Below are 17,622 nucleotides of genomic sequence, written 5' to 3' on the forward strand. Positions count from 1 at the left end.
CCGGGCGTTTTTTTATGAAAGCCGTGCGGGTGGACAGCTTGGCTCAGATGCCTGAGCCGTCGTTCTCGCCGTTCTCCTCGTGCAGGCCGCATTCGCGCTTGAGGCCGAAGAAGCGGGTCTGCTCCTCGCTCATGCCCGGCTCCCACTTGGCGGTGGTGTGGATATCGCCCACCGACAGGTAACCCTGCTCCCACAGCGGGTGGTAGGGGAGGTCGAACTCCTTGAAGTAGTAGAAGACGTCCTTATTGCTCCAGTCGATCACCGGCAGGAACTTGAAGCGGCCGCGCTGGATGCCCAGCACCGGCAGCTTGCCACGGCTGCCGGACTGCTCCCGGCGCAGGCCGGAGAACCAGGTCTGGGCCCCCAGCTCACGCAGGGCGCGGTCCATCGGCTCCACCTTGTTGAGCTGGTTGTAGCGGGTGATCCCCTCTACCCCCTGCTCCCACAGGAGGCCAAAGCGCGCCTCCTGCCAGGCCGGGCTGAGCTCGGCTCGATAGATCTTCAGGTTGAGCGCGAGACGTTCGGTCAGCTCGTCGATAAAGCGGTAGGTCTCGGGGAACAGATAACCGGTATCGGTCAGCACCACGGGCACGTCGGCTCGCTCGCGGCTTACCAGATGGAGCATCAGCGCCGCCTGAATGCCGAAACTGGATGAGAGCACATGCTCCCCCGGCAGATTGGCCAGTGCCCAGCGCACCCGTTCTGGGGCGCTCAAGGTATCCAGCTCCCGGTTGAGGGGCACCAGTGCCTCGACTTGCTCCTCACGGCTGAGGGCTAGCAGCGCCTGCAGGTCAAGGCGGCCATCTTCAGTGACATTAAGCGGCTGATTAAGCGGCATAGAAGTCCCTCGCAGAATCGATAACGGGCGCAATCACCCCAACCCGGATCACGAAGTCGCCGAAGCACTCACCCTGATTGCGCTCGGTGGCCCAGCGACCGATCAACGCGTCGAGTTCGGCCAAAATCTGCGGCTCGGTGATGTTCTCCTGATAGAGGCGCGGAATGCGGGTGCCCTCCAGATTGCCCCCCAGATGGAGGTTGTAGCGGCCGGGCGCCTTGCCCACCAGACCCACTTCCGCCAGCATGGCGCGGCCGCAGCCGTTGGGGCAGCCGGTGACCCGGAAGATGATGGCGTCATCCGCCAGCCCATGTTTGGCCAGCAGCCCTTCGATGTCGGTGACAAAGGCGGGCAGCATGCGCTCAGCCTCGGCCATCGCCAGTGGGCAGGTGGGCAGGGCCACGCAGGCCATCGACTGCTTGCGCTGCTCGCTGACGCCGTCATCCAGCAGGCCGTACTGGCGTGCCAGCCCTTCGATACGGGCCTTCTCGCCAGCCGGAACGCCCGCGATGATCAGGTTCTGGTTGGCGGTCAGGCGAAAATCCCCCTGATGCACCTTGGCGATCTCCAGCATGCCGGTTTTGAGCGGCTTGCCCGGGAAGTCCAGCAGGCGGCCGTTCTCGATAAACAGGGTGAGGTGGTGCTTGCCGTCGATCCCCTCGACCCAACCGAAACGGTCGCCACGGCTGGTGAACTCATAGGGACGCACTTCGCCAAACTGGATACCGGCACGGCTCTCCACCTCGGCCTTGAACGCTTCGACGCCAACACGTTCGAGGGTGTACTTGGTCTTGGCGTTCTTGCGGTTGACCCGGTTGCCCCAATCGCGCTGGGTGCTGACCACGGCTGCCGCCACCTCCAGCACGTGGGAGAGCGGAATAAAGCCAAAGTCGCTCGCCTTGCGTGGATAGGTGCTGGTGTCGCCGTGGGTCATGGCGAGGCCCCCGCCGACCAGCACGTTAAAGCCCACCAGCTTGCCGTGATCGCTAATGGCCACGAAGTTGAGATCGTTGGCGTGGATGTCCACATCGTTGTGAGGCGGGATCACCACAGTGGTCTTGAATTTGCGCGGCAGGTAGTTGGAACCCAGGATTGGCTCCTCATCCTGTCCCAGTTTTTCACCGTCCAGCCAGATCTCCACGTAGGCACGGGTTTTGGGCAGCAGGTGCTCGGAGATCTTCTTGGCCCACTCGTAGGCTTCCTGATGCAGCTCGGACTCCACCGGGTTGCTGGTGCAGAGCACGTTGCGGTTCACATCGCCTGCAGTGGCGATGGAATCGATGCCGGTGCTGTTGAGAGTCTGGTGCATCAGCTTGATGTCGCGCTTCAATACCCCGTGAAACTGGAAGGTCTGCCGGGTGGTGAGACGGATGCTGCCGTAGAGGGTGTTCTCTTCGGCGAACTTGTCGATCACCTGCCACTGAGCCGGAGTAATGATGCCGCCGGGCAGACGGGCACGCAGCATGACGTTGTGCAGTGGCTCCAGCTTTTGCGCCGCGCGCTCCGGGCGGATATCGCGGTCATCCTGCTGGTACATGCCGTGGAAGCGGATCAGCTGGAAGTTGTCGCCATTGAAGCCGCCGGTGAGCGGATCCTGCAGATCCTGCTCTATAGTGCCGCGCAGAAAGTTGCTTTCGCGTTTGAGGCGTTCGTTGTCGGCCAGCGGTCCTTCGACCGGCCCCGCTTTTGGGTGAGAAAGAGGTTGTTTGCTCATCAATAGACATCCCTTTGATAACGTTTGGCACGACGCAATTCGCTCAAATACTCTTCTGCTTCCTCACGGCTCTTGTGGCCATGTTCGGCAATCACATCCAGCAGGGCCTCCTGCACATCCTTGGCCATCCTGTTGGCGTCACCACACACATAGAAGTGAGCGCCTGCTTCCAGCCACTGGTAGAGCTCAAGCCCTGCCTCGCGCAGACGGTCCTGCACATAGATCTTGTTGGCCTGATCCCGGCTGAAGGCCAGGGAGATCTTCGACAGCAACCCCGATTTCACATAACGCTGCCACTCCACCTGATAGAGGAAATCCTGGGTAAAGTGGGGGTTGCCGAAGAAGAGCCAGTTCTTGCCTTCCGCGCCCTGAGCTTCCCGCTCCTGCATAAAGGCGCGGAACGGGGCGATGCCGGTGCCCGGGCCCACCATGATGACGGGTGTGTCGGGATTGGCGGGCAGGCGGAAGTTGTCGTTGTGCTCGATGAATACCCGCACCTCGCCATCCTCAATCAGCCGATCCGCCAGATAGGAGGAGGCGGCGCCAGAGCGCACTGTGCCATCTTCCTGCGGGTAGCGCACCACGCCGACGGTCAGGTGCACCTCCTCTTCGACTTCGCTCTGTGCGGAGGCGATTGAGTAGAGGCGCGGGGTGAGGGGTCGCAGCAGGCCAACCAGCTGCTCGGCCGTGAGCGCGGTCGGGAAGCGTTTCAGCACATCCACCACCTGAGCGGAGGCGACCAGTGTATTTACCTGGGCCTTGTCACCGGCCAAGTCTTTCAGCGCCGCGTTGTCCGATATATCAGCGAGCCCTGTGATAAAGCCGCCGTGCAGCCGGGTCAGTTCGAAGTGACCGGTCAGGGCGGCGCGCAAGGTGCCGTGGGCCGTGGCTTCATCGCCAGAGAGGCCGGTCAGGGCCAGCACTTCCCCCACCAGGTCGGCGTCGTTGTCGAACCAGACGCCGAGGGCATCACCCGGTTGATAGGTGATGCCGGAGTCGGCCAGATTGATCTCGATATGGCGGATATCCTTGGTGGAATCCCGGCCGGTGATCTTCTGATTGACCGACAGGCGGGCAGGGAAGGGGTTCTCCTTGCTGTACTGGCTGTGGCCAACCGCCTGCTGCACCGCGCTGGCTACGCTGCTGCTGGCCGCTCCGGTAGAGAGGGTCGCGGCAATGGCGTTGAGTGCCTGTTCGCCCCACGCCTTGGCGGCATCCTGATAATCCACATCGAGGCTGGCGAGTTCATAAATGCGCTCGGCCCCTGCGCTGGCGAGGAAGTTGTCAAAATCTTTGCCGGTCTGGCAGAAAAATTCGTAGGAGCTGTCACCCAGCCCCAGCACCGCGAACTTGAGGCCGTCCAGCTTGCCGATCTTGCCTTTTTTAAGCTGCTCGAACAGATCGACGGCGCTCTCCGGCGGTTCACCCTCCCCGTAAGTGCTCACTACCACCAGCAGATGGCTCTCTTTCTTGAGCTGCTTGGGTTTGTAGTCGGCCATCGACGCGAGGGTGGCCGGTAGACCACGGGCTTCGGCCTGCGCCTTGATGGCAGTAGCGACACCTTTGGCGTTGCCGGTCTGGGAGCCGTAGAGAATAGTTAGGCTACCGCTGGGAGCCACGACTTCTGCGCCTGCGGTCGCAACGGGCTGGATGCCCACCTGGGAGAGGCCGTAGAGATATCCGCTCACCCAAGCCAGTTGCTGGGTATTGAGGGTCGAGAGTACCTGACCCAGCTGACGTTGCTGCTCGTCAGAGAGGGGGGAGAGGTTGAATGGGGAATCCTTCAATTGCATCACACGCGTCTTCCATGGTCTGATTTTTGGCCAGATTAAAGGGCGTGTTGGCTAACAACAAAGAATAAAAATATCTTCTTTATTCCATTATTGAATTTTGAAAGTGATTTTGCGGTAAAGGAGATAGAAAAACGCCCCGCTGTTGCGGGGCGTTTTCAAGCTATCGCGCTCGGGATGGATCCCGGCGGGCATGAACCTTACTTCTGCGGACGCAGGGCCGGGAACAGAATGACGTCACGGATGGTGTGGCTGTTGGTAAACAGCATGACCAGACGGTCGATACCGATACCCTGACCGGCAGTCGGCGGCAGGCCGTGTTCCAGCGCGGTGACGAAGTCGGCGTCGTAGAACATGGCTTCGTCGTCGCCAGCTTCTTTCTGATCAACCTGATCCTGAAAGCGCTTGGCCTGATCTTCAGCATCGTTCAGCTCGGAGAAGCCGTTGGCCAGCTCGCGGCCACCGATGAAGAATTCGAAGCGATCGGTTACATCCGGGTTCACGTCGTTGCGGCGAGCCAGCGGAGAAACGGCTGCCGGGTACTCGGTGATGAAGGTCGGTTGCAGCAGCATGTGCTCCACGGTCTCTTCGAAGATCGCGGTGATCACGTGGCCCAGCTCCCAGCCCTTCATCAGCTCGATGTGCAGACGCTTGGCAACGGCCTTGGCGCTCTCGAGGGTCGCCAGATCGTCCAGAGTTACATCCGGGTTGAACTTCAGGATGGACTCGACCATGGTGAGACGCTGGAACGGCTGACCGAAATCGATGGTCAGACCCTCTTCGCCCTCTTTGGCGTAACGGATCTTGGTGTCGCCCAGAATGTCCTGCGCCAGAGTGCGCAGCAGCTCTTCGGTCAGGTCCATCAGATCGATGTAGTCGGCGTAGGCCATGTAGAACTCGATCATGGTGAACTCGGGGTTGTGACGAACCGAGATACCTTCGTTACGGAAGTTGCGGTTGATCTCGTAGACACGCTCGAAGCCACCAACCACCAGACGCTTCAGGTAGAGCTCCGGAGCGATACGCAGGTACATGTCGATGTCCAGCGCATTGTGGTGAGTGACAAACGGACGCGCGGAAGCACCACCCGGGATGACTTGCATCATCGGGGTTTCCACTTCCATGAAGCGCTTTTCATTGAAGAATTTACGGATACCGGCAACCACCTGGGTGCGGATCATGAAGGTCTTGCGGGACTCTTCGTTGGCGATCAGATCCAGGTAGCGCTGGCGGCAGCGGGCTTCCTGGTCGGTCAGGCCTTTGTGCTTCTCGGGCAGCGGACGCAGCGCCTTGGTCAGCAGGCGGATATCGGAAACGTGAACGGAGAGCTCACCGGTCTGGGTCTTGAACAGGGTCCCTTCGACACCCACGATGTCGCCCAGATCCCACTTCTTGAACTGCTCGTTGTAGAAACCTTCCGGCAGGTCGTCACGGGTGACGTAGACCTGGATCTTGCCGGCCATGTCCTGCAGGGTGGCGAAAGAAGCCTTGCCCATGATCCGGCGGGTCATGATGCGACCGGCAATCTTCACCCGTTTACCCAGGCTCGTCAGCTCCTCGGCGCTCTTGTCGTCGAACTCTGCGTGCAGATCGCCAGAGAGGCTGTCGCGACGGAAGTCGTTGGGGAAAGGATTACCCTGGGCGCGCAGGGCGGCCAGCTTGGAACGACGCTCGGTCATCTCGTTGTTGAGTTCGAGAGTGTGGTCGACTTCCGGAGTGATGGTTTGTTCAGACATGGTGATTCCTGCTTGTTTACAGACCTGATTTCAGGCTGGCTTCGATAAACTTGTCCAAGTCACCGTCGAGCACCGATTGGGTATTACGGGTTTCGACGCCGGTGCGCAGATCCTTGATACGGGAGTCATCCAGCACATAGGAACGGATCTGGCTGCCCCAACCGATATCAGACTTGGTCTCTTCCAGGGCTTGTTTCTCAGCGTTCTGCTTCTGAATTTCCAGCTCGTAGAGCTTGGCTTTCAGCTGCTTCATACACTGGTCTTTGTTTTTGTGCTGGGAACGGTCGTTCTGGCACTGTACCACGACACCGGTCGGAACGTGGGTAATACGTACCGCGGATTCGGTTCGGTTAACGTGCTGACCACCGGCACCGGAGGCACGGTAGACGTCGATCCGCAGATCCGCCGGGTTGATCTCGATATCGATATCGTCGTCGATCTCGGGGTAGACGAACACAGAACAGAAGGAGGTGTGACGGCGGCCACCGGAATCGAACGGAGACTTGCGAACCAGACGGTGTACGCCGGTTTCGGTACGCAGCCAGCCGAATGCATATTCGCCGGTGAACTTGATGGTGGCGGATTTGATACCGGCCACGTCGCCTTCGGAGCATTCAATCAGCTCGGGCTTGTAGCCGTGGGCATCGCCCCAGCGCAGGTACATGCGCAGCACCATGTTGGCCCAATCCTGCGCTTCGGTACCACCGGAGCCGGACTGGATGTCGATATAGCAGTCGGAGCCGTCGTGCTGGCCGGAGAACATGCGGCGGAACTCGAGGTCCACCAGCTTGGCTTCCAGTTGCTCGGATTCGGCGATAGCTTCGTTGAAGGTCTCTTCGTCTTCTCCTTCCACGGCCAGGCTCACCAGCATCTCGACGTCATCCACGCCCTGGGTCAGGGTGTCGATGGTGCCGACCACGTTTTCCAGCGCGACGCGCTCTTTGCCCAGCGCCTGTGCGCGCTCGGGTTCATTCCATACGTCCGGCTGTTCCAGCTCGGCGTTGACCTCTTCTAGACGCTCTTTCTTGGCGTCATAGTCAAAGGTACCCCCTAAGAAGCTCGGTCCGCTCAGACAGCTCCTTAAGTTTATTTAATACGGGATTAACTTCGAACATCGTGAAAACTCTCAGGGTCGATGTGATTTAAAAACGGGATATTCTAGCCAATTGTGGAAGGAATAAACAGGGTTGCCTTGGCTTGTGCGGCTCATGCCGTCAATTTCTGGTGCACTTTTCTCCACCTCGGTAGAAAATATCGCCCGCAGACCCATTTTCAGGTTCAGTTTTGGCCATTCGGGTCGCTAATGACTACGTGTAGTGTTGTGCAATTTAGGGAAAACCCGCTCCTCACCTCAATAAGAAGAACACATGATGAAAAACCTGTCACTCAAGCAGAAGATACTGTTGTCAGTGGTGATCGCCCTTTCGTTGGTGATTTTGTTGCTCTCCTGGCAGAGCTATAGCAGCCAGAAGTCCCTGTTGCTGCAAGGCAGCCAGGAGCAGTTGCAACGGCTGGGTACCCAGCAGGCCGAGCGTGTCAGCGACTGGCTCGCAGCCCGTCGCGACGTGATCCAGGCGCTCGGCAACAAGGCCGGTGCCGAACCCCTCAATGCCTTGCAACAGGCACAAGTTTCCGGCCGTTTCCAGCTCACCTATTTCGGTGAGAGCAGCGGCAAGATGAATGACTCAGATCCTTCCATCAACCGCGATGGCTACGACCCGCGCTCTCGTGGCTGGTATCAGGAGGCGATGAGCAAAGGTGGCCTGATTGTCACCAAACCCTATCTCGATGTGGCTTACAACATCATGGTGGTGACCCTGGCCCAGCCGGTTTCTGGCGGGGTCGTCGGTGGTGACCTCTCCATCGCCTCGCTGGTGGAAGACGTGACCAAGATGCAGCTGCCTGCCGACGGTTTCGCCATCATGATGCACAAGGATGGCACCATCATCGCTTACAAGGATGCCGCCAAGGCGATGAAACCGGCCAGCGAGATCGACAACGATCTGACCAATGCGCTGATCGAGCAGAGCAAGTCGAGCAAAGAGCTGGTGCCAGCTTATTTTGACAACGAAGGTCGAGACAAGCTGCTGTGGGCGGCCGATATCCCCGACACGGATTGGGAACTGGTACTGGTGCTGGACAAGGCCGCGCTGGAAGCGCCGCTCTCCTCCCTGCTGATGACCCAGCTGGGGATGGCGCTGCTGGTGCTGGTGGGTAGCATCCTCGCTATCTCCTGGCTGGTCAGCATGCTGCTTGGCCCGCTCACCAAGGTATCCCAAGCGCTGGCACGCATTGCCGATGGTAACGGCGATCTGACCCAGCGCATCAAGATCGACGCCAACGACGAAGTGGGCCAACTGGCCAACAGCTTCAACCGTTTCGTCGGCAGCCAGCATCAGCTGATCGGCAATATCCGTCAGCTGGCCAACGAGCTGAACGCCGATGCCGAGCGCAGTCTGGTGACCAACCAGGCCGCGGTGGACGAGCTGCAGCGTCAGCAGCAGGAGGTGACCATGGTCGCCACGGCGGTCACCGAGATGGCGAGCGCCACCATGGAGATCGCCGGCAACGCCGAGAACACCGCCGCCGCTGCCCAGCAATCTGCCCAGAGCAGTGAGCAGGGCAAGATGCTGGTCAACAAGACCCGCCAGTCCATCAATGGTCTGGCCGAAGAGGTGGGGCAGGCGACCGAGGTGATCGGCGAGCTGAGCCGCCACGCGCAGGCGATCACCAGTATCCTTTCCACCATTCAGGGGATTGCCGAGCAGACCAACCTGCTGGCACTGAACGCGGCCATCGAAGCGGCTCGTGCCGGTGAGCAGGGCCGTGGTTTTGCGGTGGTGGCTGACGAGGTGCGGGTGCTGTCGCGCCGTACCCAGGACTCCACCCAGCAGATCCAGTCCACCATCGAGACCCTGCAGCAGACCACCGCCCGTGCGGTGAGCCTGATGCAGACTAGTCAGAGTTTGGCAGATAACAGTGTGCAGGATGCCGATGCCGCCGCTGCCGCGCTGGAGGAGATCACCCAGGCAGTGTCGCTCATCTCCGACATGGCAGGCCAGATCGCTACGGCGGCTGAGGAGCAGACCCAGGTGACCGGAGAGATCACCCAGAACACCACCGCCATCAAGGATGTGAGTGACGAGATCACCGCCGCCGCCATGCGTGATCTGGATCAGGCCCAGAGCCTCAAGGGGCGAGCTACTGACCTGAACCAGCAGGTGTCGACCTTTATTCTGTAAAGTCCGGTTTTAGGCAGTCATCAACAAGCCCCGCACTCGGCCGAGTGCGGGGCTTGTTGTTACCCGGAATATGATGGAGCCTGTCTGTATGGTTGGTTTGGTTGGTACCTTCATGCCTGTGTGGTGCCATTGCCCAGCAAAGAGGCCACAGACGGAAGACTTAGCCAGTAAACAAGATGACGAGTCCAGTAAACAAAAAGCGCCCACCGATTGGTGGGCGCATTTGTATTTACGTCTGACTACAGGGAATTACAAGAAGGGCAGTGCCAGGAATAGCTTGATCACCATGGCGTTAATGATGTCGATAAAGAAGGCGCCCACCATGGGCACCACCAGAAACGCCAGATGGGAGGGACCAAAGCGCTGGGTGATGGCCTGCATATTGGCAATGGCTGTCGGGGTTGCTCCCAGACCGAAGCCGCAGTGGCCCGCTGCCAGTACGGCCGCATCATAGTTGCTGCCCATCACCCTGAACGTAACGAAGATGGCGTAGAGTGCCATCGCTACGGTCTGGGCGGCCAGCAGGATAAAGATGGGGAGCGCCAGATTGGCCAGATCCCACAATCGCAGACTCATCAAGGCCATGGCGAGGAATAGTGACAGGCTGACGTTGCCGAGCAGGGAGACCTCGCGGTCGCTCACCTCGTGCCAGTTCAGCAGGGTCAGCACATTGCGCAGCAGTACGCCGACGAACAGCACGCAGACGAACACTGGTAGTTCGAAAGCGCCACCTTTCAGGTAGGCGGAGAGTATCTCGCCTCCCTTGAGACTGATGGCAATCAGCGCCAGCGTCTCGATGACGCTGAAGGTGGTGAGGGGCCGCTCCATGTCCGGCATCTCGAAGCCTTGAGGTGCGCCATCCCGGTTGTGCTCCTCACCGGGCACCTGCACCTTTTTCACCAGATAGCGGGCCACCGGGCCGCCGATCAACCCCCCCAGTACTAGGCCGAAGGTGGCACAGGCGATGGCCAGTTCGGCGGCGGATTGCACACCGTACTTCTCGGTGAAGGTGGCGCCCCAGGCCGCCCCGGTACCGTGACCGCCGGAGAGGGTGATGGAACCGGCCAGCAGCCCCATGTGGGGATCCAGGCCAAGCAGAGTCGCCAGACCCACGCCCAGGCTGTTCTGTACCAGCAGCAGACCGGTAACTACCAGCAGAAAGGTGAGTACCGCTTTGCCGCCGCGCTTGAGGCTGGCGAGATCGGCAGAGAGACCAATGGAGGCAAAAAACGCCAGCATCAGCGGTGTCTGCAGGCTGGTATCGAATTGCAGCTCCATCTGCAGGGTGGAGCGTAGCAGCAGTAGCACCAGCGCGACCACCAGACCACCGGCAACCGGTTTAGGGATGTTGAAGGTTCGCAGCAGCCCGACACGAGTGACTAGCACTCGGCCAAGCAGTAATACCAGAGTGGCAGCGACCAGTGTTGCGTAGGAATCAAGTTGTATCATTCAGTACTCCCATGTTGATTGGCTGTGCCTTCTGTTGGTGAAGACTCACAGATTCAGCCGGGATAAAAACAGTGTGGCTTATAGGCCAACTTTAAGAAGGGGAGAGTGCTCCCCGCCCCATGAAAATAGGGCCAGTGCGGGCCTGAAATATTCAGGCATCCAGATGATATTTACGAAAAATCGGGCGAATAGTAGCAAAAAACGTCGTTTGGTGCCAACTTTGTCGTATTAATGTTCGCCTGGGTGCCTTATTGTGAAATTTAATACCATAGTGGTAGTGAGTGAAAAAGCCAAAAAGAGGGTAGGGAACGGCTGTCATTTAGGGTGTCAGTCTCTATAATTCGCCGGTTTCCGCTGCGCGCAGAGGCGCTGGCGGGTGTTGACATTGTGGTTCACCCCGATATGGCTCCTGTGCCGGCGGTGTTCACTTCATCAAGAGGAGAGGGTGTGAAGAAGAAGTCCATCTATATCGCCTACACAGGCGGCACCATTGGGATGCAGCGTTCCGAGCACGGCTACGTGCCGATGGCTGGATTTATGGAAGACTGTCTGGCGCGGATGCCCGAGTTCCACCGCCCCGAGATGCCGGATTACCATATCCACGAATATGCGCCCCTCATTGACTCTTCCGACATGACCCCGGCGGACTGGCAGCGTATCGCTGAAGATATTCGCGACAACTACGACAAGTACGATGGCTTTGTGATCCTGCACGGCACCGACACCATGTCGTTCACCGCCTCGGCGCTCTCCTTCATGCTCGAAGATCTGCACAAACCGGTCATCATTACCGGCTCCCAGATCCCGCTCGCCGAGCTGCGATCCGACGGTCAGCAGAACCTGCTCAACGCCCTCTATATTGCGGCCAACTACCCGATCCACGAGGTGACGCTGTTCTTTAACAACCAGCTCTATCGCGGCAACCGCAGCAAGAAGGTGCACGCCGACGGCTTCCACGCCTTCGACTCCCCCAACTATCCGCCGCTGCTCAATGCCGGGATCGCCATCTCGCTGGAGGCGGGCGAACTGGGTGTGCCGTCCGAGCGGCCGCTGGTACTGCACGACATCACCCCTCAGCCCATTGGCGTGGTGACCCTCTATCCGGGGATCTCCAGCGAGGTGATCGCCAATATCCTGCAACAGCCGGTGAAGGCGCTGATCCTGCTGTCGTTTGGAGTGGGCAATGCGCCGCAGAATCCGGCCATGCTGGCACTGCTCTCCGAGGCCTCGGCCCGCGGCGTCATCATCGTCAACCTGAGCCAGTGCCTGCACGGCAAGGTCAATATGGGTGGCTACGCCACTGGCAATGCCCTGTCGCGGGCCGGGGTCATTTCGGGCTTTGACATGACCGCCGAGGCAGCACTCACCAAGCTCCATTTCCTGCTGAGCCAGAACTTGCCTTCCCACCGCATTCGCGAGTTGATGCAGCAGTCCCTGCGTGGGGAGCTGACTCCCTGAGAAACTGTCCACGATCTTACTGCGAAGCCGCGATCAAGGCTCATGTGCTGCTCGCGTGTTTGTGAACCAGAGGCTCACGTATATCTATACGCTCCGCTTCCTGCGCTTGCTCTTCACCTTGCTGACGTCTTCTCGCTACAGGTCGTGAACAGCTTCTGACCTCCCCACCATGGGGAGAGTGGAAAAAGAGGGGAGCCATTATGGCTCCCCTCTCTGTTGTGGCCGCTGCGAGCGGCCTACCGGGTCAGGTTCAATGGTTAAGGTCGACCCGCACTATCTCTTCCTCATCGCGATACTGACGCTTGAGCTCGCTCTTGCTCTTCATCACGATCTCGCCATCACGACCGATATTCATGTGCTCCGGATTGTCGAGATGCATCGCCTGCCAGGCCATCACGGCTTGCAGGGAGGTGGCCTTCTGCTCGTCGGTGAGGGGCTTGCCATCGGGCCACTTGCCCAGCTCGACTGCGGTTTTGAGCCGCTCGTACACCTCTTGTGGCATCTGCCTGATTGCTTGCAAAAACTCACCCTGTTGAAACGACATCCGGCCTCTCCTTGAACTATTGAGCTATAAGCTGCGGGATCTGACGGGCAGATCCTGACGGGCTATGCAGGCAGATCCTGGCGGACTACGCCAGCCATCTGTTCCATCACCCGCACTACCTGACAACTGTACCCGAACTCGTTGTCATACCATACGTAGAGCACGCAGTGATCCCCCTCGGCGATGGTCGCCTGGGAGTCGACGATGCCCGCATAACGGGAACCCACCATGTCGGAGGAGACCAGCTCGGTGCTGGCACTGAAGTCGATCTGGCGATGGAGGGCCGAGCTTAGCGCCATCTGCTGCAGATAAGCGTTGAGGCTCTCCCGATCAGTGGCCTGCTCCAGCGACAGATTGATGATGGCCAGCGACACGTTGGGAGTCGGTACCCGGATGGCGTTGCCGGTCAGCTTGCCCTTGAGTTCGGGCAGCGCCTTGGCCACCGCCTTGGCGGCGCCGGTGCTGGTCATCACCATATTGAGGGCCGCGCTGCGACCGCGGCGCTCGCCTTTGTGGTAGTTGTCGATGAGGTTCTGATCGTTGGTGTAGGAGTGGACCGTCTCCACGTGGCCGTGGCGGATGCCGTACTTGTCCTGCATCACCTTGAGCACCGGGGTGATGGCGTTGGTGGTGCAGGAGGCGGAGGAGATGATCCTGTCACCCGGGCCTATCACCTCATGGTTGACCCCGAACACCACGTTTTTCATCTCCCCCTTGCCGGGAGCTGTCAGCAGCACCTTGCCGGCACCGCGCGCTTTCAGGTGCTCGGAGAGGCCTGCTTCGTCACGCCAGACGCCGGTGTTGTCGACGATCAGCGCATCGTGAATGCCGTAGGCGGTGTAGTCGATGTCGGCCGGGCTATTGGCGTAGATCACCTGAATGAAGGTGCCGTTGGCGATGATGGCGCTGCGCTCCACATCCACCTCGATGGAGCCGTTGAAGGGACCGTGCACCGAGTCGCGGCGCAGCAGGCTGGCACGTTTCTCCAGATCCCCGTCGCGACCGCCACGCACCACGATGGCGCGCAGGCGCAGCGGATTGGCGGCGCCGGTACGCTCGATCAGCAGGCGGGCCAGCAGGCGACCGATACGGCCAAAGCCGTAGAGCACCACGTCGGTCGGCTGCGGCATCTGGCTGCGGCCAAGGGCAGGTGCCAGTCGCGCTTGCAGATAGTCCTCGATCCCCGCTTCATCCTGATGATCCTGCCAGTAGCCGACTGCCAGCTTGCCAAGGTCAACCTCGGCGGCGGTGGGTTTGAGGGCAACGATGGCCTGGAGCAGGGGGAAGCTTTGCTGGATGGGGAGTGGAGCGCCCTGGTGGCGGCGGACGACCCGGTGGGCCTTGAGGATATCGATGGTGGAGGCGTTTTGCAGCGGGCGGCCGTAGAGGGTGATCTCGACCCCTTGTTGTCGGTAGAGGCGACCAATCAAGGGCTGCATGGCTTCGGCGAGCTCCTGGCTCTCCTGCCACGCTTGCAAGTAGTGCTCGTGGGTCATTGACCAGATCCTTTATTTCACGTTGTTGGTGTAAATAGAAAATTCGTCGAATGCAGATCAGTGTAGGGGTCTATATTTCGTTATATTATTCTGCAGTCGCGGCCTTATATGGCGCGCGCATTGTAATGGATATGTAACCGGTTTGCTAGCCGGAGGTGGCCTGTGAAGGCGCCAGTTGTTACCAACAAGATGTGAACCATGGCCAATTTCCCTCTGCGACAGACCTTCATCATGCTTTCAGTCGGCCTTGCCGTGGCTGGCTGCAATGACGATCGGATCCACAACATCTGTGGCAATCATCCCGAGCTCTGCCAGGATCTGGTGGACGATGGCTGGTGTCGCTACGAGCGTACCGATGTGATCCGCAGTCGCTTCTATCTCAAGGAGGAGGGGACGGATCGGCGCAAGTACGAGCTGATGCGCAACCTTGAGCGCTATCTCAAATGTGCCGAGCGCTCCACCAGCATTGAATACAAGAATGCCCGCGAGCAGAAGAGTCCACGGGTAGAGGGCATGCTGGCGGCCGAGGATCAGCTGGCCCAGCTCGATGCGGCGACTCGCAATTCGCAAGATCCCTACCTGCTGCTCTGGCACTGGACCAACAACACCAACGAGCTGGCCCGTCAGCAGTTCATGGCACTGGAAGGCAACAAGGTGCTCGACGAACCGGAACTGCAGCTGGCCCTTGGCGGAGCCTACGCCAAGAGCGACCCCGAGAAAGCTATTTCCATCATGCATCACGGCCTCTCCCTCTATCGGGAAGGTGACAAGATAAACAGCCGCCTGCTCACCTCCCTCAGCACCCTCTATATGGGCCAGAAACAGTACGGGCTGGCCTATCTGTGGGGCAAGGTGAGCGAGTCGTTTCAGGATAGCCCCGAGGTCTCAGCCAAGCGTTTTGGCATCTACCACACCCTGAGCAAGACAGAGCAGGATGGCTACGATGTTCGGGCTGCCGAGATTGTCGAGCAGCTCAAGCATGGCAACTACCGGCCCTGAGGCAGTGATGACGACGTTCTCTCCGGCCAGCTGCTGGCCCAATCCGTTCGATCTCTCTTTCGTTCATGGCGAGGTGCGTACCGATGGCCGTACTCTTGAGCGCCTCACGGTACGTGCCGTGGTGCCCCGTGGCGGCGAGCTGCTGCTGGTGCATTCCCGGGTCAACGGCGATCTGATGTTCCCCGGGGGCGGCATTGAAGCGGGGGAGAGCCACCATGTGGCGCTCGCTCGCGAGCTGCTGGAGGAGTGCGGTGCCGAGCTGCGGGAAGTGGGGGGCTTGCTTGGCGAGACCCGTGAATATCGCGCCGCCCGCGAGCCGGGGTTCGATGCCTACTGCATCCGCTCGCTCTACTACTTGTGCCGGATTGGCGATCAGCTGGTGGCCCCGCAGCCGCAGCCCTACGAGATCCGCCTTGGCTTCGTGCCCGGCTGGTTTGCCCTCGACGAAGCGCTGCAAACCAACAAGACCCAGCTGGCGGGACCCTGTCCCCAGTGGACGGCGCGAGAGACCCGGGTGCTGGCCCAGCTGCAACGCTGGCATCAACAGGGGATCTTCGACCACGGCTACTGAAGTAGATCAAGCCGCGACGGTCAGTGATACCAACAAAAAGAGCGCCAATAGGCGCTCTTTTTAATTGAGATGGAGGCGGTTATTTGGCCTCTCTGTCGTGCGAGATCATTTGACCTCTTCGCCCTTGGCTTGCAGATCAGCATGGTAGGAAGAGCGAACGAAAGGACCACAGGCGGCGTGGGTAAAGCCCAGCTCCATGGCGACATCTTTCAGCTCGTCAAACTCTGCTGGCGGCACGTAGCGCTTGACCGGCAGGTGGTGGCGGCTCGGCTGCAGATACTGACCCAAGGTCAGCATGTTGACGCCGTGGGCGCGCAGATCCTTGAGCACCTCGACGATCTCTTCGTTGGTCTCGCCAAGGCCCATCATCAGACCGGACTTGGTCGGCACGTGAGGGTGCATCTCCTTGATGCGGCGCAGCAGCTCCAGCGACCACTTGTAGTCGGCGCCCGGGCGGGCGACGCGATACATGCGCGGCGCGGTTTCCAGGTTGTGGTTGAAGACGTCTGGCGGGGTCTCGCGGAACACCTCCAGCGCCTGCTCCATCCGGCCACGGAAATCCGGAGTCAGGATCTCGATACGGGTCTGCGGGCTGTGCTCGCGGATCTCGCGGATGCAGTCGGCGAAGTGCTGGGCACCGCCGTCGCGCAGATCGTCGCGGTCCACCGAGGTGATCACCACATACTTGAGGTTCATCTCCTTGATGGTCAGCGCCAGCTTCTTCGGCTCTTCCGGATCGAGCGCCAGCGGGCGGCCGTGGGCCACGTCGCAGAAGGGGCAACGGCGGGTGCAGATGGCGCCCATGATCATGAAGGTGGCGGTGCCGTGGTTGAAACACTCCGCCAGGTTGGGGCAGGAGGCCTCTTCACACACCGAGTGCAGCTTGTTCTTGCGCAAGGTGCTCTTGATGTGTTCGATCTTCTGGCTGGAGGGGGGCAGCTTGATCCGCATCCAGTCCGGCTTGCGAAGGAGTTCTTCGTTGGGATCCGGCATGAATTTCACCGGGATCAGGGCCATCTTGTCGCCATCGCGCAGCTTGACGCCCGGCTCCATACGAACGGGTTTGCTCATGATTCACTCTCGGTGTTTGTTATTGTTTGATAGCCAATCAGGCGGGCCAGTTCGGCCACCAGAATGGATTGCGCCTCGGCCACGCTTTGCGGGCCGCCCAGGGCGCTGGTCTGGGTCATGGCCATGCCCGCATAGCCGCACGGATTGATGTGCAGGAAAGGGGTCATGTCCATGTTGATATTGAGGGCCAGCCCGTGGAACGAGCACCCCTTGCGGATGCGCAGACCCAGCGAGGCCAGTTTTGCCTCCATGCCAAGGTCATTTTTCACATAGACCCCGGGAGCATCGGCCTTGGCATAAGCCTGGATATCGCTTTTGGCGAGGGTGTTTATGATGGCTGTCTCCAGCGCGGTCACCAGCTCGCGCACCGAGAATTTGCAGCGGCGGACATCCACCAGTACGTAGAGCACCAGCTGGCCCGGGCCGTGATAGGTCACCTGACCGCCGCGATCGCTCTGCACCACCGGGATATTGCCCGGATTGAGCAGGTGTTCGGCCTTGCCGGCCTGGCCCTGGGTGTAGACGGGGTCATGTTCGACCACCCAGAACTCGTCCGGGGTGTCGCTGGTGCGGTTGTCGGTGAAGGCTTTCATGGCGTCCCATACCGGCTGGTAGGGGCGGCGACCCAGCTGCCTGACTATCAGGCTGTGCTGAGCGGGGATCTGGGATGACATGGTGTCCTCGTGGCGTGCTGCGGCCAAAAACAGTCGCCCC

14 protein-coding genes are annotated in these 17,622 nt (G+C 60.0%); 4 read left to right on the forward strand and 10 right to left on the reverse strand.

Annotation, left to right across the window (positions count from 1 at the left end; translation table 11 throughout):
• Positions 1–43: 43 nt before the first annotated feature.
• The 5 genes from I6L35_RS11090 to prfB all read right to left on the reverse strand — a co-directional run bounded on the left by I6L35_RS11090 (position 44) and on the right by prfB (position 7,193).
• Entirely contained in the window at positions 44–838 is a 795-nt protein-coding gene (locus I6L35_RS11090) for a phosphoadenylyl-sulfate reductase (protein ID WP_216978162.1), read from the reverse strand.
• Positions 828–2,552 (reverse strand): assimilatory sulfite reductase (NADPH) hemoprotein subunit, encoded by a 1,725-nt coding sequence (gene cysI, locus I6L35_RS11095; protein ID WP_216978163.1) that lies wholly within the window; start codon positions 2,550–2,552, stop codon positions 828–830. The genes I6L35_RS11090 and cysI overlap by 11 nt, the downstream gene beginning before the upstream one ends.
• Positions 2,552–4,345: an assimilatory sulfite reductase (NADPH) flavoprotein subunit gene (locus I6L35_RS11100; protein ID WP_216978164.1), complete on the reverse strand. Its 1,794-nt coding sequence runs from the start codon at positions 4,343–4,345 to the stop codon at positions 2,552–2,554. Before I6L35_RS11100 ends, cysI begins: the two co-directional genes overlap by 1 nt.
• Before the next feature lie 197 nt (positions 4,346–4,542).
• Positions 4,543–6,021, reverse strand: a complete 1,479-nt coding sequence (lysS, locus tag I6L35_RS11105) for a lysine--tRNA ligase (RefSeq protein ID WP_223849333.1) — start codon at positions 6,019–6,021, stop codon at positions 4,543–4,545.
• 73 nt (positions 6,022–6,094) lie between these two features.
• Positions 6,095–7,193 (reverse strand): peptide chain release factor 2 gene (prfB, locus tag I6L35_RS11110; RefSeq protein ID WP_100645262.1). Its coding sequence is split into 2 segments (ribosomal slippage): positions 6,095–7,117 and positions 7,119–7,193, totalling 1,098 coding nucleotides; the frame shifts between segments, so codons are not numbered across the junction.
• 255 nt (positions 7,194–7,448) lie between these two features.
• On the opposite strand from prfB, the gene I6L35_RS11115 reads away from it, so the two are divergent.
• Positions 7,449–9,320, forward strand: coding sequence for a methyl-accepting chemotaxis protein (locus I6L35_RS11115; protein ID WP_216980273.1), 1,872 nt, complete (start codon positions 7,449–7,451; stop codon positions 9,318–9,320).
• A 249-nt stretch (positions 9,321–9,569) separates the two neighbouring features.
• Here the strand turns inward: I6L35_RS11115 and gltS are convergent, their stop codons facing one another.
• Entirely contained in the window at positions 9,570–10,769 is a 1,200-nt protein-coding gene (gltS, locus tag I6L35_RS11120; RefSeq protein ID WP_216978165.1) for a sodium/glutamate symporter, read from the reverse strand.
• A 495-nt stretch (positions 10,770–11,264) separates the two neighbouring features.
• On the opposite strand from gltS, the gene ansA reads away from it, so the two are divergent.
• A complete protein-coding gene (gene ansA / locus I6L35_RS11125; RefSeq protein WP_302056547.1) occupies positions 11,265–12,227 on the forward strand; it encodes an asparaginase in 963 nt (320 codons plus the stop codon).
• 250 nt (positions 12,228–12,477) lie between these two features.
• Here ansA and I6L35_RS11130 read toward each other — a convergent pair whose 3' ends face one another.
• Both I6L35_RS11130 and I6L35_RS11135 read right to left on the reverse strand, forming a co-directional pair.
• Positions 12,478–12,771 carry a YeaC family protein gene (locus I6L35_RS11130; protein WP_042061025.1) on the reverse strand — a complete coding sequence of 98 codons (294 nt, stop codon included), beginning with the start codon at positions 12,769–12,771 and terminating at the stop codon, positions 12,478–12,480.
• 62 nt (positions 12,772–12,833) lie between these two features.
• The gene (locus I6L35_RS11135) at positions 12,834–14,267 is read right to left on the reverse strand and encodes a glyceraldehyde-3-phosphate dehydrogenase (RefSeq protein ID WP_216978166.1); all 1,434 of its coding nucleotides are present in this window, start codon (positions 14,265–14,267) and stop codon (positions 12,834–12,836) included.
• 198 nt (positions 14,268–14,465) lie between these two features.
• Between I6L35_RS11135 and I6L35_RS11140 the strand changes: the two genes are divergently transcribed.
• Both I6L35_RS11140 and I6L35_RS11145 read left to right on the forward strand, forming a co-directional pair.
• The gene (locus tag I6L35_RS11140) at positions 14,466–15,266 is read left to right on the forward strand and encodes a DUF2989 domain-containing protein (RefSeq protein WP_216978167.1); all 801 of its coding nucleotides are present in this window, start codon (positions 14,466–14,468) and stop codon (positions 15,264–15,266) included.
• Positions 15,267–15,273: 7 nt separating this feature from the next.
• A complete protein-coding gene (locus I6L35_RS11145) occupies positions 15,274–15,837 on the forward strand; it encodes an NUDIX domain-containing protein (RefSeq protein ID WP_216978168.1) in 564 nt (187 codons plus the stop codon).
• Between the two features lie 105 nt (positions 15,838–15,942).
• Here I6L35_RS11145 and lipA read toward each other — a convergent pair whose 3' ends face one another.
• Together lipA and lipB are read right to left on the reverse strand one after the other, a co-directional pair.
• Positions 15,943–16,908 carry a lipoyl synthase gene (gene lipA, locus I6L35_RS11150; protein WP_005335190.1) on the reverse strand — a complete coding sequence of 322 codons (966 nt, stop codon included), beginning with the start codon at positions 16,906–16,908 and terminating at the stop codon, positions 15,943–15,945.
• On the reverse strand, positions 16,905–17,582 hold the full coding sequence (gene lipB / locus I6L35_RS11155; RefSeq protein WP_204383938.1) for a lipoyl(octanoyl) transferase LipB: 678 nt from the start codon (positions 17,580–17,582) through the stop codon (positions 16,905–16,907). Before lipB ends, lipA begins: the two co-directional genes overlap by 4 nt.
• Positions 17,583–17,622: the final 40 nt, after the last annotated feature.

The organism is Aeromonas sp. FDAARGOS 1405 (assembly GCF_019048265.1).
Taxonomy (GTDB): domain Bacteria; phylum Pseudomonadota; class Gammaproteobacteria; order Enterobacterales; family Aeromonadaceae; genus Aeromonas; species Aeromonas veronii_A.

Coding starts and splice junctions, on each gene's coding strand:
- I6L35_RS11090 (WP_216978162.1), bottom strand. CDS start 838: ATGCCGCTTAATCAGCCGCTTAATGTCACTGAAGATGGCCGCCTTGAC.
- cysI (WP_216978163.1), bottom strand. CDS start 2,552: ATGAGCAAACAACCTCTTTCTCACCCAAAAGCGGGGCCGGTCGAAGGA.
- I6L35_RS11100 (WP_216978164.1), bottom strand. CDS start 4,345: ATGCAATTGAAGGATTCCCCATTCAACCTCTCCCCCCTCTCTGACGAG.
- lysS (WP_223849333.1), bottom strand. CDS start 6,021: ATGACCGAGCGTCGTTCCAAGCTGGCCGCCCTGCGCGCCCAGGGTAAT.
- I6L35_RS11115 (WP_216980273.1), top strand. CDS start 7,449: ATGAAAAACCTGTCACTCAAGCAGAAGATACTGTTGTCAGTGGTGATC.
- gltS (WP_216978165.1), bottom strand. CDS start 10,769: ATGATACAACTTGATTCCTACGCAACACTGGTCGCTGCCACTCTGGTA.
- ansA (WP_302056547.1), top strand. CDS start 11,265: ATGCAGCGTTCCGAGCACGGCTACGTGCCGATGGCTGGATTTATGGAA.
- I6L35_RS11130 (WP_042061025.1), bottom strand. CDS start 12,771: ATGTCGTTTCAACAGGGTGAGTTTTTGCAAGCAATCAGGCAGATGCCA.
- I6L35_RS11135 (WP_216978166.1), bottom strand. CDS start 14,267: ATGACCCACGAGCACTACTTGCAAGCGTGGCAGGAGAGCCAGGAGCTC.
- I6L35_RS11140 (WP_216978167.1), top strand. CDS start 14,466: ATGGCCAATTTCCCTCTGCGACAGACCTTCATCATGCTTTCAGTCGGC.
- I6L35_RS11145 (WP_216978168.1), top strand. CDS start 15,274: ATGACGACGTTCTCTCCGGCCAGCTGCTGGCCCAATCCGTTCGATCTC.
- lipA (WP_005335190.1), bottom strand. CDS start 16,908: ATGAGCAAACCCGTTCGTATGGAGCCGGGCGTCAAGCTGCGCGATGGC.
- lipB (WP_204383938.1), bottom strand. CDS start 17,582: ATGTCATCCCAGATCCCCGCTCAGCACAGCCTGATAGTCAGGCAGCTG.